Annotated in this window: 12 protein-coding genes; 7 read left to right on the forward strand and 5 right to left on the reverse strand. The window is 72.7% G+C overall.

Translation table 11 applies throughout. The features are described from left to right. The first annotated feature begins 38 nt into the window (after positions 1–38). Positions 39–494: an Lrp/AsnC family transcriptional regulator gene (locus ACFZDL_RS35880; RefSeq protein ID WP_353594638.1), complete on the forward strand. Its 456-nt coding sequence runs from the start codon at positions 39–41 to the stop codon at positions 492–494. Here the strand turns inward: ACFZDL_RS35880 and ACFZDL_RS35885 are convergent. The 3 genes from ACFZDL_RS35885 to ACFZDL_RS35895 all read right to left on the reverse strand — a co-directional run bounded on the left by ACFZDL_RS35885 (position 411) and on the right by ACFZDL_RS35895 (position 3,523). Continuing rightward, a complete protein-coding gene (locus tag ACFZDL_RS35885) occupies positions 411–2,741 on the reverse strand; it encodes an MMPL family transporter (RefSeq protein WP_353594639.1) in 2,331 nt (776 codons plus the stop codon). The genes ACFZDL_RS35880 and ACFZDL_RS35885 overlap by 84 nt on opposite strands. Positions 2,742–2,882: 141 nt before the next feature. Further along, complete coding sequence (locus ACFZDL_RS35890) at positions 2,883–3,152, reverse strand: hypothetical protein (protein ID WP_353594640.1); 270 nt, start codon at positions 3,150–3,152, stop codon at positions 2,883–2,885. Further along, positions 3,152–3,523, reverse strand: coding sequence for a metalloregulator ArsR/SmtB family transcription factor (locus ACFZDL_RS35895; protein ID WP_353594641.1), 372 nt, complete (start codon positions 3,521–3,523; stop codon positions 3,152–3,154). Before ACFZDL_RS35895 ends, ACFZDL_RS35890 begins: the two co-directional genes overlap by 1 nt. A 115-nt stretch (positions 3,524–3,638) precedes the next feature. Between ACFZDL_RS35895 and ACFZDL_RS35900 the strand changes: the two genes are divergently transcribed. The 6 genes from ACFZDL_RS35900 (at position 3,639) to ACFZDL_RS35925 (ending at position 12,060) form a co-directional block, all read left to right on the forward strand. Continuing rightward, entirely contained in the window at positions 3,639–5,267 is a 1,629-nt protein-coding gene (locus tag ACFZDL_RS35900; RefSeq protein ID WP_353594642.1) for a carboxyl transferase domain-containing protein, read from the forward strand. Positions 5,268–5,399: 132 nt separating this feature from the next. Next, positions 5,400–6,650, forward strand: a complete 1,251-nt coding sequence (locus tag ACFZDL_RS35905; RefSeq protein ID WP_353594703.1) for a siderophore biosynthesis protein — start codon at positions 5,400–5,402, stop codon at positions 6,648–6,650. Then, on the forward strand, positions 6,647–8,542 hold the full coding sequence (locus ACFZDL_RS35910) for an IucA/IucC family protein (RefSeq protein WP_353594643.1): 1,896 nt from the start codon (positions 6,647–6,649) through the stop codon (positions 8,540–8,542). The genes ACFZDL_RS35905 and ACFZDL_RS35910 overlap by 4 nt, the downstream gene beginning before the upstream one ends. A gap of 37 nt (positions 8,543–8,579) precedes the next feature. Beyond that, a complete protein-coding gene (locus tag ACFZDL_RS35915) occupies positions 8,580–10,334 on the forward strand; it encodes an IucA/IucC family protein (RefSeq protein ID WP_353594644.1) in 1,755 nt (584 codons plus the stop codon). Beyond that, complete coding sequence (locus ACFZDL_RS35920; protein ID WP_353594645.1) at positions 10,331–11,674, forward strand: type III PLP-dependent enzyme; 1,344 nt, start codon at positions 10,331–10,333, stop codon at positions 11,672–11,674. Before ACFZDL_RS35915 ends, ACFZDL_RS35920 begins: the two co-directional genes overlap by 4 nt. Next, positions 11,674–12,060: a histidine phosphatase family protein gene (locus ACFZDL_RS35925; protein ID WP_353594646.1), complete on the forward strand. Its 387-nt coding sequence runs from the start codon at positions 11,674–11,676 to the stop codon at positions 12,058–12,060. Before ACFZDL_RS35920 ends, ACFZDL_RS35925 begins: the two co-directional genes overlap by 1 nt. Here ACFZDL_RS35925 and ACFZDL_RS35930 read toward each other — a convergent pair. Together ACFZDL_RS35930 and ACFZDL_RS35935 are read right to left on the reverse strand one after the other, a co-directional pair. After that, positions 12,026–12,805, reverse strand: a complete 780-nt coding sequence (locus ACFZDL_RS35930; protein ID WP_353594647.1) for a glycosyltransferase family 2 protein — start codon at positions 12,803–12,805, stop codon at positions 12,026–12,028. The genes ACFZDL_RS35925 and ACFZDL_RS35930 overlap by 35 nt on opposite strands. A gap of 52 nt (positions 12,806–12,857) precedes the next feature. Continuing rightward, a complete protein-coding gene (locus ACFZDL_RS35935; protein ID WP_353594648.1) occupies positions 12,858–13,898 on the reverse strand; it encodes a hypothetical protein in 1,041 nt (346 codons plus the stop codon). Positions 13,899–14,134: the final 236 nt, after the last annotated feature.

The following is a 14,134-nucleotide window of genomic DNA, read 5'->3' on the forward strand; positions in this document are numbered from 1 at the left end:
ACCGAACGAAAATCGGTGAGCCGGTCCGGGGAGGGGCCATGGACGAACTTGATACGGCGATCGTCCGCGAACTACAGCGCGACGCACGGCAGACGAACCGCGACCTCGCGCGCACCGTCGGCATCGCCCCCTCCACCTGTCTGGAGCGGGTGAGGGGCCTGCGGGAGCGCGGGGTGATCACCGGCTATCGCGCGACGGTCGACCTGCGCGCCCTGAACCGCCCGGTGCAGGCGCTGCTCGCGGTCCGCATCCGCCCGCTGAGCCGTGAGGTCATCGAGGGCTTCAAGGCGTATCTGGTGCCCCTCCCCGAGGTCCTGTCCGTGTATGTCGTCGCGGGCGGCGACGACTTCCTGGTCCATGTCGCGGTGCCGGACGTGGACCGGCTGCACGCCTTCCTGATGGACCGTCTGTCAGGGCGCCGGGAGGTGGTCGACTTCCGCAGCTCGGTCATCTACCAGCATGTCGCGGGCGGTGCGATCGCGCCCATGGAGTGACGTCCGCGGGAACGCCCTCCGCCCGAGCAGTGTGATCGCGGCGGGCAGCAGCACTCCACGCACCAGCGTCGCGTCGATGAGCACGGCCACCGCCAGCCCGACGCCCATCATCTTGTACTCGATCGCGGACAGCACGACGAAGACGCTGAAGGCCGCGGTCATGATGACGGCCGCGCTGGTGACCACGCCCGCGCCGGACGCGACGCCCCCCACCACCGCCTCGCGCGTCCCCTCCCCGGCGAGCCGGCGCTCGCGGATCCGGCTGAGCACGAAGATGTGGTAGTCCATGCTCAGTCCGAAGAGGATGACGAACATGAACAGCGGCAGCCAGCCGACCACCCCGCCGTACGAGGTGAAGTCGAGCGCCCAACTCAGGTGGCCGTCCTGGAACACCCAGGTCAGCACCCCGTAGGCGGCGCCGATCGACAGCAGGTTCAGCACGATCGACATCAGCGCGACGGCCGGCGAGCGGAACGCGACGACCAGCAGCACGAAGGCCAGCACCAGCACGAAGGCGAAGACGTACGGCGTGCGGTCGGTGACCCGGTCGGTGAAGTCGTACGCGAAGGCCGTCTTGCCGGAGACCGCGTAGTCGACCCCGCCGCCGGCCCCGCCCGCCTCGCCCAGCGCGGCGGGCAGCGTCCGCTTCCGCAGCGTCTCCAGCGCCCGGTTCGCCGCGTCGTCGGTGCCGAAACTCGCCAGCGGCACCCGCACCACCAGCGCCCGGCCCACCTTGGCGGCCGAGATGGGCTCGTTCAGCGCCCCGCCGCTCGCCGCGGCCCGCTGGTGCAGGCTCTCCACCGCCCTGCGGACCGCCGGGCTGTCCACGGCGCCCGGATCCCGCTTGCCCCAGATCACCACCGACGCCGGGGCCGGGGCGCCCGGGAACGCCTCCTGCATCCGGACCGCCGCGTCCACCGTCGGCACCTTCCGCGACAGGCTGTCGGTCACCGCCGCGTCCTGCAGCCGCATCCCCAGCGCGGGCAGCGCGAGCACCAGCAGCGCCAGCGCCGCCGAGCCGCCCCACACCAGCGGGCGCCGCACCACCGCGCGGGCCACCGCCGCCCAGGCCCGGGACCGGTCCGCCGCGGTCCGGCGGCGGCCCACCCACGGGATACGCGCCTTGTCCACCCGGTGCCCCAGCGCGGCCAGCAGGGCGGGCAGCACGGTCACCGAGCCGACCATCGCCACCCCGACCACCAGCACCGCGCCGGCCGTCAGCCCCTTGAAGTTGTCCAAACCCGTGAACAGCAGCCCGACCAGACACAGCATCACCGTCAGACCCGAGACCACCACCACCCGCCCCGAGGTGCGCGCCGTGATCCGCAGTGCCTCCGCGACACCGTGCCCGGCCGCGCGCTCCTCACGCGCCCGGCGCAGATAGAACAGCGAGTAGTCGACACCCACCGCCACGCCGATCAGCAGCACCATGGACGACGTGGCGCTGTTCACCGGCACCCAGTGGGCGAGCACCTGGAGGAAGCCGAAGGTGGCGATCACCGTGGTGGCCGCCAGCAGCAGCGGGATCGCGGCGGCGATCAGCGAGCCGAACACCACCAGCAGGATCACCACGGTGAGCGGAAGGGAGAAGAACTCGGCCCGCTTGAAGTCCCCCTTGATGCCCTCGTCCACCACACGCGACAGGCTCCTGTCGCCCGCCTGCGCCAGCCGCACCCCAGGGTGGCGGGCCTGTACGGACTTCACCGCCGCGGTCGCGGCGTCGTCGTGCTCGGCCCTTGTCTCATCGGACCCCGCCACGGTGAAGGTGACCAGACCGGAGCGGCCGTCCTTCGACACCAGCCGGCTTCCGTCGCGCTCCAGCGGGGAGCGGACCGCGGTCACCGCGCCCGGGGTCCGGCGCAGCGCCGTGACCAGGTCCTCGGTGGCCCGCCGCAGCTCCGGGTCCTCGACGAAGGGCCGTGTCGCGTCCGGTGCCTTGGCCCTGTCGGATGTCCGGGCCTGGACCAGGACGTTCTCCTGGGGCGGCGGATACTCCTGCTGCGCGTCCAGCACCCGGCCCGCGCGGCCCGACTCACCGGGGTCGGTGCTGCTCACCGTCTCGCCCGGCATGACCGCGCTCGCCAGGACCGCCACGGCCACCAGCGCGAACCAGCCCGCGATCGCCAGGGCGCGATGGCGGACGGACCACCCCGCGACCCGCTCCACCAGCGCGACCCGGCCGGGTGGCCCCTCAGGGCTCCCGCCCGGTCCTCCGGCGCTCTGTCGCGACTTGCTTTTGCGCAGCATGAGCTGCTGTCCTTTCCACGAAGGGACGTATCCGTGAGAACTCGCCCATGGGCGAGGTGATGCTTCTTCCTTCACCTGGGCCGTCGAGTTGCCGCTCGACGGCCCAGGGCCTGTGTGTTGCCCTGCCCGTGACCCGACCGCCTATTCGACGGTCTGGAGGATGCGCTCCAGCGCATCCATCCGGCCCTGCATCTGCGCCAGGCGCTCGCTGATCTCCTTCAGCCGCTCCTCCGTACCCTGCTGCGCGGCGGTCGCGCTCTCGGCGAGCTTGCGGTACTCCTGCTCCCGCACCACCTGGGCCTTCGCGCGCCGGGTCGCCGCGAACTGCCAGATGACCGTCGTGAGCACCGTGGTCACCAGGGCGAAGAGTCCGAAGGCCCCGACGACCTCGGTCCACTCGCGTATGTCCATCACTTCGTTCCCTTCGTCTCCCCGCCCGGGCCGTCGCCCGGCGGGGTGAGCGTCCGCTCCGCGGCCACGACGGCCTCCGGTGTCAGCTGGATCGCGAACCGCTTGACCTCGTAGAACTTCATGGCCTTACCGTCCTCCGACACCTCGACCCGGGCCGTCACCAGCCCGGCCGCCTCCAACTTGCGCAGATGGACCTGGAGCAGCGCCCGGCTGATGCCCAGCGCGCGGGCCAGCTCGCTCACATACATGCGCTCCTGCGCGAGCGCCGCGACGACCCGCAGACGGTGCGGATTGGCCAGCGTCGCCAGCACGCGCACCAATTCGTCGCCGCTGAGGTCGCGGGGCCCGCCGCCCGGCACCGAGGTAGTCATAGCGAAACCCTGCACATGCCAAAAAAAGTTAGCACATGCTCAGGATGCTTGAGCCACCCCTGCCGGCGGCGTCAGACCTTGTCGGCGGCACCGTCGCCCGTGGCAGGGTGTGACCATGACCGGAACGAACCGCCGTACGTCAGCCCTCCAGCTGATCGAGACCGTCGTCGACCCCGGCAGCTGGCGCCGCTGGGACGAGCCGGTCGACATCACGACGGACGACCCCGACTACCGGGCCGACCTGGAGCGGGCGCGCGAACGCACCGGCCTCGACGAGTCCGTCATCACGGGCGAGGGCCGCGTCGAGGGGCGGCGGGTGGCCATCGTGGCCTGCGAGTTCCGCTTCCTCGCCGGGTCGATCGGCGTCGCGTCGGGGGAGCGGCTGGTGCGCGCCGTGGAACGGGCGACGGCGGAGCGGCTGCCCCTCCTCGCGGCGCCCGCGTCCGGCGGCACGCGGATGCAGGAGGGCACGGTCGCGTTTCTGCAGATGGTGAAGGTCGCCGCGGCGATCACCGACCACAAGGCCGCCGGCCTGCCCTACCTCGTCCACCTGCGCCACCCGACGACGGGCGGAGTGCTCGCCTCCTGGGGCTCCCTGGGACACGCCACCGCCGCCGAACCGGGCGCGCTCATCGGCTTCATGGGGCCGCGGGTGCACGAGGCGCTGTACGGGGAGGAATTCCCGGCCGGCGTCCAGGTCGCGGAGAACCTGATGGCCCACGGCCTGGTGGACGCGGTCCTTGCGCCCGAGCGGCTGTCGGAGGTGGCGGCGCGCGTGCTGAGGGTCCTGTGCGGGGACGCCGCCGCTGTGGCGCGCGGGGGCGGCCATGGCCCGGACGCCGCTGCCGGGGTGAGCGGTGAGGGGCCGTGTCCGGGGAGCGCGGGGGCGGGCACCGGGCGTGGTGGGCCTCGTGCGGAGGAGTCGATTCGACGGTCGCGGCGGGCCGAGCGGCCCGGCGTGCGGGACTTGCTGCGCGCCGCCGCCCAGGACGTGAGCCTCCTCAGCGGTACGGGCGCCGGGGAACACGACCCCGGGCTGCTGCTCGCGCTCGCGCGCGTCGGCGGGACGCCGTGCGTCGTCCTCGGGCACGACCGGGCCGCGCGCCACGGCCACGACCGGGCCGCGCGCCATGGGGACGCGGCGGCCGACGGGCCCGGCGGCGGGCAGCCGCTCGGCCCCGCCGGGCTGCGCACCGCGCGGCGCGGTATGCGCATCGCCGCCGAGCACGGGCTTCCGCTGCTCACGGTCGTCGACACCGCGGGCGCGGCCCTGAACCAGGAGGCCGAGGAGGGCGGACTGGCCGGGGAGATCGCCCGCTGCCTGGCCGACATGGTGACCCTCCCCGCGCCCACCCTCTGCCTGCTGCTCGGCCAGGGCGCCGGCGGCGCCGCGCTCGCGCTGCTCCCCGCCGACCGGGTCCTCGCGGCGCGCCACGCCTGGCTGTCCCCGCTGCCGCCCGAGGGCGCCTCCGCGATCCTCTACCGGACCACCGAGCGGGCGTACGAGATAGCGGAGCGGCAGGGCGTGCGCTCCGCCGACCTGCTCGCCCACGGCATCGTCGACCGCATCGTGGAAGAGGAGGCCCAGGACGCGACGGCGGAGGGCCCCGAGCGCCCCGACGCCTTCCTCGCCCGCCTCGGCGCCACCCTCGGCGCCGAGCTCGCCGCGCTGCGCGCCCAGGACCAGGCGGAGCGGCTGGCCGCCCGCCGGGCCCGCCACCGACGCATCGGGCTGCCGGGGTGACCGCGGCGTTGACGGCGCATCGGGCTCAAAAAGGAGCAGACGGGTGAAGCGAATTGGCGCTCTTAGGTATGCCTAACCTAATCTCGGTCCGTGCACGAGAATGATCTAGACGAGGCATTCCGCCTGCCCGGCCTGCCCGCGGGAACGGCCACACGGCTCCACTTGCTCGCCCTCAACCCCACCGACTCCGTCACCGAGGGCTTCCTCCCCGCCGCGGCCCGGCTCGGCCTCGCCGTCACCCTCCTCACCGACCAGCCCGACGCACACCGGCGCGCCTACGACCGCCACGCCGCGGCGGGCGGCGAGCTGCCCGAGCTGGACATCGCGCACTGCGACGTACGGGACTTCCGCGAGGTCATCGGCCGTATCTCCGCCGAGACCCCCAAGACCGCCGCGGTCTTCACCAACAGCGACCACCTCCAGGTCCAAGCCGCCCTCGCCGCCGACTACTTCGGCCTGCCCGGCAAGGACTGGCGCGCCGCCCTGCGCACCAAGAACAAGGCCGAGCTGCGCCGCAGCCTCGCCGCCGCCGGCGTCGACTCCCTCTGGTGCGCCGAACTCACCCCCGGCCAGGACCCCTCCGACCACCCCCGCCTCGCCGGCCCGGGCGTGCCCTACCCCTGCGTGCTCAAGCCGCGCGAGGGCGTGGCCAGCGAAGACGTCGTGCTCGTCGGCGACGCGGACGAACTGGCCGAGCGCGTCCGCGAGATACGGGCCCGGCGACCCGAGGCGTATCTGGTGGTCGAGGAGTTCCTCGACGGGCCGCTTCAGACCCTGGAGACCATCGGCGACGGCCGTACGCTGCACCCCCTGGCCGCCTTCCGCACCGACATCTCCCCGCCCCCGTACTTCATCGAGGAACGCCTCGAACTGCTCCCTGCCCCACCCGAGCCGCACACCGGCCAGGTGCTGGACCAGCTGCGGGCGCTGGGCGTGGGCTTCGGCGCCTGCCACACCGAGTACGTCGTCCAGGGCGACCGCGCCCGCATCATCGAGGTCAACTACCGCGCCATAGGCGACCAGTGCGACCTCGTACTCGCCGAACTCCTCGCCATCCCCCTCTTCGAGCACATCCTCCGCACCCACCTCGGCACCCCCCTCCCCACCGACCTCGGCGCCCGCACCGACGGCAGGGTGCGCATGGAGTACGTCATGGCCGACCGCGCCGGCCGCCTGACCGCCGCCCCCGCCGCGAGCGTCGCCGACCACGGCGGCGTACGGCTCGACTACCGCCCGCTGCGCGGGATCGGCGAGGAACACCCGCTCTACGGCACCAACCGCGACTTCCTCGGCGTGCTCCGCGCCACCGGCACCGACCAGCGGCGCATCGACCAGGCGGTGGCCGGGTTCCTGTCGGCCAACGAGTGGGTGATCGCGCCATGAGCCGCGCGGGCGGGGCAGCGGGCGACGCCCCGGAAGCCCCGGGCGCCCCGGATACCCCGGCCGCCCTGGACGCCCCGGACGCCTTCGAGGCGGAGCTGCTGGGGCGCGTACTCGACACGCTGCTGAGGGAAGACGCGTACGGCCTGCGCAGCCGCGCCCGGACCGTACGGCGTGCCGACGGCGCATGGCTGCGGGTCGTCCTCACGGACGGCGGGGGAGTGCTGCTGCCGATCGAACCGGACGGCTTCCAGTGCGAGATCCGGGTCCGGCGACCGGCGCGGCTGCTGGTGGAGGAGGAACACCCGGGCGGCACCGGCCTCGCCGCCCTCACCACCCTCGACGCGGTCCTCGCGCGCCTGCGACACGCCGCCGACCCCGACGACCGGGGCCTCTACGACGCCTTCGCCGTCGAGTGCCGACGGACGCTGGACGCCATGCGGCTGCACGCCCGCATCCGCCCCCGCGTCGTCGAGCGGCTTGTCGCCGCCTACGGTGGCGAGCCCGCCCAGCAGTGGGCGGGGGTGCGTGGCTCGCTCGCGTACGACACGCTGGCCGCCTTCCGCGATCACCCCGTCTACCCCACCGGCCGCGCCCGCCTCGCTCTGAGCGACGCCGAACAGCGCGCCCATGCCCCCGAGTTCCACCCCTCCTTCCGGCTGCGCTGGGCCGCCCTCCCACGCGAGGCCGTGACCGGGGACGTGGCCGGGCTGCCCGTCTGGTGGCCCACGCCCGGGGCGCTGGGCCTGCCGGGCGGTCTGGACGACAGCCACCTCGCCTTCCCGGTCCATCCGCTGAGCGCACACCGCGTGCTGGCCATGGCCCTGCGCGCCACCGGCCTCACGGACCGCGCCCACCTCGCCGACGGCGCGTGGCTCGACGTACGGCCCACGCTCTCCATGCGTACCGTCGCCGTCACGGACGACCCGCTCACCCACCTCAAACTGCCGCTCGCCACCGCCACCCTGGGCGCGCGCAACCGCCGCACCATCAAGCCCGGAACGCTCGCCGACGGCGAGGCGGGGCAACGGCTCACGGAGGCGGTGCTCGCGCGCGAGCCGCGGGTGGCGAAGGGCGTGCTGCTGGCCGAGGAGGGGAGGTATCTGCACGCCGGGCACGAGTTTCTGGCCACGCTGGTACGGCGCTACCCGCCCGGCCTCGACGGCTGCCAGGTCGTGCCTGTGGCGGCGCTGCTGAGCCCCGCGCCCGGCGGCGGCCCGCGCACACTCGTCGCCGACGCCTTGGCCGCCCGCTACTACGGCGGCGACCTGTTCGCGCTCCTCGACGCCTACCTCACGCTGCTGTTCGACGTGCACACCACGCTCTTCGCGTACGGCCTCGCGCTGGAGTCGCATCAGCAGAACACCTCCCTGGTCCTCGACACCGAGCACGGACGCCCCCGCGTACGGCTGCTGCTGAAGGACCACGACGGCCCGCGTGTCCACCCCGCCCGGCTGGCCGGCGCCGTCGGCGGTGACGAGGCCGCACGCCTCCTGGGCGGATTCGACGACCGCCGGATCCCGACCGACGGCGACGGCCCGGTCGCCGACGTGTTCGCCACCATCACCGTGCATCTGTGCGCCGGCGCCCTCGCCTTCGAGCTCGCCCGGCTCGGCCGGGCCCCGCTGGACACGCTGCTGCGGCTGATACGCGACCGGCTCGCCGAAGCCATCGACCGGCTCGACCGGCTCGACCGGCTGGGGGACCACCGCCCCGGCGCGCCCGGCGCCGTGCTGCGCGCCCTCGTGCTGGACGCGGACCGGCTGCCGGTCAAGGCCATGGTCAGCGCGGGCAGTCTGTTCACCAAGCAGCGCTCCGGCGCCGCCGACATCAACAAGCACTACGTCACCGGGCCCAACTACCTCCTCCCGGGCCTCCCTGCCCGCGGCCGATGAGCGCCGCGCCCTCCTCCACCCCCGCTGGAGTCGCCTCATGACCACATCCATCTCCCCGTCCGACACGGAAACCGACACGGAAACCGACACGGTCCGCGCCGATCACGTCGTCGCCCACACCCTCCTCAACTGCCTGCTCCGCGAGGTGTCCGGGCCGGAACACCAGACCGTCGTGGCCGATGGCCACCTGCGGCTGCGGCTGCCCCGCTGCGGGGTGCTGCTGCGCGTCGCGCTGCGCCGCACCTCCCTCATCGGCGCACACCGGTTCACCGGCCCGGTCACCGAGGAACGGGACGGCGCGTGGGCCGAGGTGTCCTGGCACACGCTCGCCGAGTACATCCACCGGGAGCTGCGGCTGCGCACCGGTGTGCGCAACGACGAGTTCCTGGAGCAGGTGGCCTCCAGCCACGCGGGCGTCACGGTGGCCCTGGAGAGCCGCGGGCGTACGGGCGCGGCCCCGCACCACCACACCACCGGCGACCCGCAGCTGGCCTACCTCGCCTCCGAACAGTCGCTGCTGTTCGGCCACCGCTTCCACCCCACCCCCAAGGCCCGCTCCGGCAGCGCCGATTCCTGGGCCCGCTTCGCCCCCGAGACCGGCGCCCGCTTCCCCCTGCACCACCTCGCCGTACGGCAGGCCCACGTACGCGAGGAGTCGGTGGCCGCCGGAGCCCTCGCGCCCCTCGACAGGCAGCGCCCCGTGCCCGACGGCTACCGTCTGCTGCCCGTGCACCCCTGGCAGCACGCCATGCTGCGCGACCACCCCGCGCTGCGCGCGGCGATCGCCCGTGGCGACGTCCTGGACCTCGGCCCCAGCGGGCAGGACTTCGCGCCCACCGCGTCCGTCCGCACGCTCTACGACGGCCGGGACTTCCTCAAGTTCAGCCTGAACATCCGGATCACCAACTGCCTGCGCAAGAACGCCGAGTACGAGCTGTCCGGGGCGGTCGCCCTGACCCGGCTGCTGGAGCCGGCCGCCGCCGATGTGGCCGCCCGCTTCCCGGGCGCCGCGCTGCTGCGCGAGCCCGCGTACCGGACGCTGGACCTCGACGGCGAGCGGGAGTTGATCGAGGGCTTCGGGGTGATCGTGCGCGAAGGTCTCGCCGCCCGGCTGCGCCCCGGGCTCACCGGGCTGCTCGCGGCGGCCGTCGCCGACGAGTACCCCGCCCCGGGCGGGGCGCGGGTCGCCCAGCTCCTCGGCGACACCGGGCCCGGACACGCCCTCGCCTGGTGGGAGGCGTATCTGGCGCTGCTGGTGCCGCCCGTCCTGGCCGCCTACTTCGACCACGGTGTCGTCCTCGAACCCCACCTCCAGAACGTCGTCGTCGGCGTCGACGCCTCCGGCCTGCCGCGCCAGGTCCTCTTCCGCGACCTCGAAGGGACCAAGCTGCTGCCGGAACACCACGCGGCTGCCCTCGCCGCGCTGCCACCCGCCCTGGCCGGCCCCATGACGTACGACCGCGAGCGCGGCTGGGACCGCGTCGTGTACTGCCTGCTGGTCAACCACCTCGCCGAGATGCTGGCCGCCCTCGCCGACCGCCATCCGCACCTGGAGCCGGAGCTGTGGTCGGCGGTCCGCCGGGTCCTGGACGAGCGCGGCGCGGCACACGACCACCCGCCCGCCCTCCGCGCCCTGACCGCGGGTGTCCCGCTGCCCGCCAAGGCCAACCTCCTCACCCGCTGGGCCCGCAAGGCCGACCGCCACGCGGGCTATGTCCGCATCGCCAGCCCGCTCGCCTCCGACCTGCTCTCCGAGGCGGCCTGCGTCGTAGCCCCCGGGAGCCCCCGATGACCACCGAGCCCGTCCCCGTGTCCGCATCCGCCACCACGCCGGTCACCGCTCCTGGCGCCACACCCGTCGCCGCGCCCGCCGCCACACCTGGCGCCACACCTGTCGCCGCGCCCACCGCGACACCCGCCACCGCGCCCGTCACCACCCGCGTGGCCACTCTCGCCGACACCCTGACCGGCGACGACCTCCCCGCGTACATCTACGACCTCACCGCCCTCGCCGAACACGCGCAGGCCGTACGGGCCGCCCTGCCGCCCGCCGTCGAGCTGTACTACGCGGCGAAGGCCAACCCCGCCCCCGAGATCCTGCGCGCCCTCGCCCCCCACGTCACCGGCTACGAGGTCTCCTCGGGCGGCGAATCGGCCCACGTCCGCGAGGCCGTCCCCGGACACCCGCTTGCCTTCGGAGGGCCGGGCAAGACCGAGACCGAGCTGCGCCGCGCGCTGAAGCTGGGCGTGGAGCGCTTCCATGTCGAGAGCGAGCACGAGCTCCGCCAACTGGCCGCCCGCGCCCACGAGGAGGGCCGCACGGTCGACATCCTGCTCCGCGTCAACCTCCCCCTCGCCGACGACGCCCTGGGCGCCGCCGCCCTCGCCATGGGCGGCCGCCCCAGCCCCTTCGGCCTCGACCCCGACCACATCGTCGAACGCTGTCTCCCCCTGCTGACGCCGGACGGCCCCCTTCGGCTGCGCGGCATCCACGCCCACCTCGCCAGCGGCCTCGACGCCCCCGCCCTCCTCGCGGTCGCCACCCGCGTCACCGACTGGACGCGCGCCCTCTCCGCCCGCCACGGGCTGCGGCTCACCGAGGTGAACGTCGGCGGTGGCATGGGCGTCGACTACGCCCGCCCCGACCACCGCTTCGACTGGGCCGCGTACGGCAGGGGACTGGCCGGCATCGCCGAGCGGAACCCGGATCTCACCCTGCGGATCGAGCCGGGCCGGGCGCTGACCGTCTACTGTGGCTGGTACGTCACCGAGGTCCTGGACCTCAAGCACAGCGGCGGGGAACCCTACGCCGTCCTGCGCGGCGGCACCCACCACCTGCGCACCCCCGCCGCCAAGGGCCACGACCACCCCTTCGCGGTGCTCCCCGCCGACACCTGGACCCACCCGTGGCCACGCCCCTGCGTACGGAACGAGCCGGTGACCCTGGTCGGCCAACTGTGCACACCGAAGGACGTGCTTGCGCGACGGGCGCCGGCCGCGGGGCTACGGATCGGGGACCGGGTGGCGTTCGCGCTGGCGGGTGCGTACGCGTGGAACATCTCGCACCACGACTTCCTGATGCATCCGCGGCCCGGTTTCCACTATGCATCGACAAGAGAGGCACACAGCTGATGCGCAGCATTTATGTCATCGCCCATCCGGAGGCGACGCATCACGTCGAGGGGGTGGTCGGCGGGTGGCACGATTCGCACCTCACGCCCGACGGCAGGCGCGCGGCGGCCTCCATCGCCCGGGCGCTCCGGTCCGTGATCCCCGACGGCGCGGAGGCGGAGCTGATCTCCTCGGATCTGCAGCGTGCCCGGCAGACGGCCGAAGAGGTGGCCGATCTGTTCGGCGTGACACCGGTCCTGGATCGCAGACTGCGGGAGAAGTCCTACGGGGAGGCGGAGGGAAGACCGCAGGAGTGGCTGGACAGGCGGTTCGTTCCCCCGCCGGCTGCCGGGGACCATAATCGTCAGGTCGTCAGCCTCGGTGACACGAGCCACCTTCGGGAATGACGGTACGGAGTGCGCGGATGTGCTGCTCAATGATGCGCATGCGGGCCTCCCACTCCGGGCCTTGGGAGTGGAACGGATGCTGGGTGATCTGCTCGGGGTGCTTGCGGTACAGGAGTCCGACCTCGTCGTGGAACCATCCGTCGGCCAGGGTGTCGAGCCCGAGGAGCAGGCCGGTGTCGCCTGACGCCGGCAGCGCCATCCACCCCCCGAGGACCAGCATGAGGTCACGGCGGGCGCAGAGCGTCGCGGGGTGGACCTGGGCCCGCTTGTTGGACTTCCAGTACTGCCACACGCTTCCAGCCGGGAGAACGCCCTTTTCCGGGTCTCCCTCGAAACCCACGGTCGAACCGTCCGGGAGGAGGTCCAGCGCGCGCGAGGTGGTCCATCCCACGCTCGGATGACGGGTCAGGACGTCGATATCCCGGGCGAGGGTGCCTGGCGCAAGGCGGTCATCCGCATCCAGAACCTTGATGAACTCGCTTTCGCCGGATATGCAGCTGCGGGCGAACGCCATCGTCCGTGCGACCTGAGGACCACCGCGACGCGAGAAGTCGATCGATATTCGGGGGTCATCCCCAGGTAGGTGTGCGGCGGCGTTGACACCTTCGCCGTCTTCTTGGACCAGCCACTCCCAACCCCAGCCCTCGGGAAGCTCTTGCTGAGCGATCGATGCATACGCTTCCGACAAAAGGGACACGGCGGGGCCGTGCACAGGAGTGACGATGGAAACGAGGCGGCGGCTCACGGATACTCCTCAGGGCTGTACTGACGCCACTCTTGATGGCGCAACGCCCAGGTTAGGCGCGGCCGATTCGTGGAGCGAGCCAGGTCGCGAACTGTTCTCCCAGCTCCACCCGGGCCGCTTCGACGACGGTGCCCGGGTCGTCCACCGGGGCCAGCCCGAAGTGACGGTCCAGCCAGGCGAGGTACTCCTCGCGGCGGGGGCTCTCCTCGCCGTCGCGGAAGGCGATGCGGCCACCGTCGTCCCATGGTTCGCCGTCAAGGGACGCGAGGAATTGGAGGAATTCGCGCATATCGCGGGCGATGAGATGGATTCCGCCTTCGCTGCTCAGCATGGCGACGGGGAGGGTGGCCAGGTCGGCGGTCCGGTCGTCGATGCGCCACAGGACGTACAGCGCGTCACTGCTGTTCGCCAGGGCGAAGGGAACCAGACTCTCGGCGAGCTCCGGATTCTCCGGGGCCTCGCCGTATCCGTACTCCCCGAATTCCACGATCATTCCGAAGCCGGCCGCGTAGCTGTCATCGAGCTCTTCCTCGAACTCCCGCAGGAGATTCAGCTCATGGCACGGTGAGTACACGGCGTCCGGAATCAGTGGATGTATCCAGGTCGCGAATGCCTTGCCCAGCTCCACGAGGGCCGCTTCGACGCTGTCGTACGCGTCGTCCAGCGGCGCCAGACCGAAGTGCCGGTCCAGCCAGGAGATGTACTCGTCCCGGCAGGGGGTCGGCTCGCTGTCGCGGAAGCCGAGACTCTCGTCCCAGTCGCAGCATGGCTCCTCTTCGAGGGACGCGAGGAATTGGAGGAATCCCCGTATGTCGCGGGCGACGAGGTGGATTCCGCCTTCGTCGCCGAGTATGACGACGGGGAGGGTAGCCAGATCGGTACGGTCGTCGAGGCGCCACAGCGCGTACAGCGAGCCGCTGGTGTTGGCCTCCGCGAAGAGGATCAGACGGTCTTCGAGCTCCGGGTTCCTCAGGAAGCTGTTGTCCCGTCCGAACGTGTCCAGCGAGAACCCGGCGGCGTACAAGTCGTCGACCCCCGCTTCGAACTCCGCGAGCAGGTTCAGCTCGGGGACGGGCGAGTACGTGTTCGTCATAAGCCCTCACCTCGGGCGGCCCTTGCGGTGTTCGCCACGGTTGCTTGGTCATGGGGACCCGCGACTCTACCGCCGCCGCGCTGCCGCCGATGCCGTGACCCGGGGACCCCGCGGGCCCGGCCCATGGGCGTGTTCAAGTCTTTTGGGGTGATCCTCGAGGGAAGCCTTTGTTTGCTTCATCTCTTGACGTCTTTGGTGCAGACCTTTAGGTTCACCCATCGCCGCCGGCCATCCGC

Source organism: Streptomyces sp. NPDC007917, from assembly GCF_042959105.1.
Lineage (GTDB): Bacteria > Actinomycetota > Actinomycetes > Streptomycetales > Streptomycetaceae > Streptomyces.

Bases quoted from the DNA above. Each gene is read 5' to 3' on its own strand.
- ACFZDL_RS35880 (WP_353594638.1), top strand. From the start codon at position 39: ATGGACGAACTTGATACGGCGATCGTCCGCGAACTACAGCGCGACGCA.
- ACFZDL_RS35885 (WP_353594639.1), bottom strand. From the start codon at position 2,741: ATGCTGCGCAAAAGCAAGTCGCGACAGAGCGCCGGAGGACCGGGCGGG.
- ACFZDL_RS35890 (WP_353594640.1), bottom strand. From the start codon at position 3,152: ATGGACATACGCGAGTGGACCGAGGTCGTCGGGGCCTTCGGACTCTTC.
- ACFZDL_RS35895 (WP_353594641.1), bottom strand. From the start codon at position 3,523: ATGACTACCTCGGTGCCGGGCGGCGGGCCCCGCGACCTCAGCGGCGAC.
- ACFZDL_RS35900 (WP_353594642.1), top strand. From the start codon at position 3,639: ATGACCGGAACGAACCGCCGTACGTCAGCCCTCCAGCTGATCGAGACC.
- ACFZDL_RS35910 (WP_353594643.1), top strand. From the start codon at position 6,647: ATGAGCCGCGCGGGCGGGGCAGCGGGCGACGCCCCGGAAGCCCCGGGC.
- ACFZDL_RS35915 (WP_353594644.1), top strand. From the start codon at position 8,580: ATGACCACATCCATCTCCCCGTCCGACACGGAAACCGACACGGAAACC.
- ACFZDL_RS35920 (WP_353594645.1), top strand. From the start codon at position 10,331: ATGACCACCGAGCCCGTCCCCGTGTCCGCATCCGCCACCACGCCGGTC.
- ACFZDL_RS35925 (WP_353594646.1), top strand. From the start codon at position 11,674: ATGCGCAGCATTTATGTCATCGCCCATCCGGAGGCGACGCATCACGTC.
- ACFZDL_RS35935 (WP_353594648.1), bottom strand. From the start codon at position 13,898: ATGACGAACACGTACTCGCCCGTCCCCGAGCTGAACCTGCTCGCGGAG.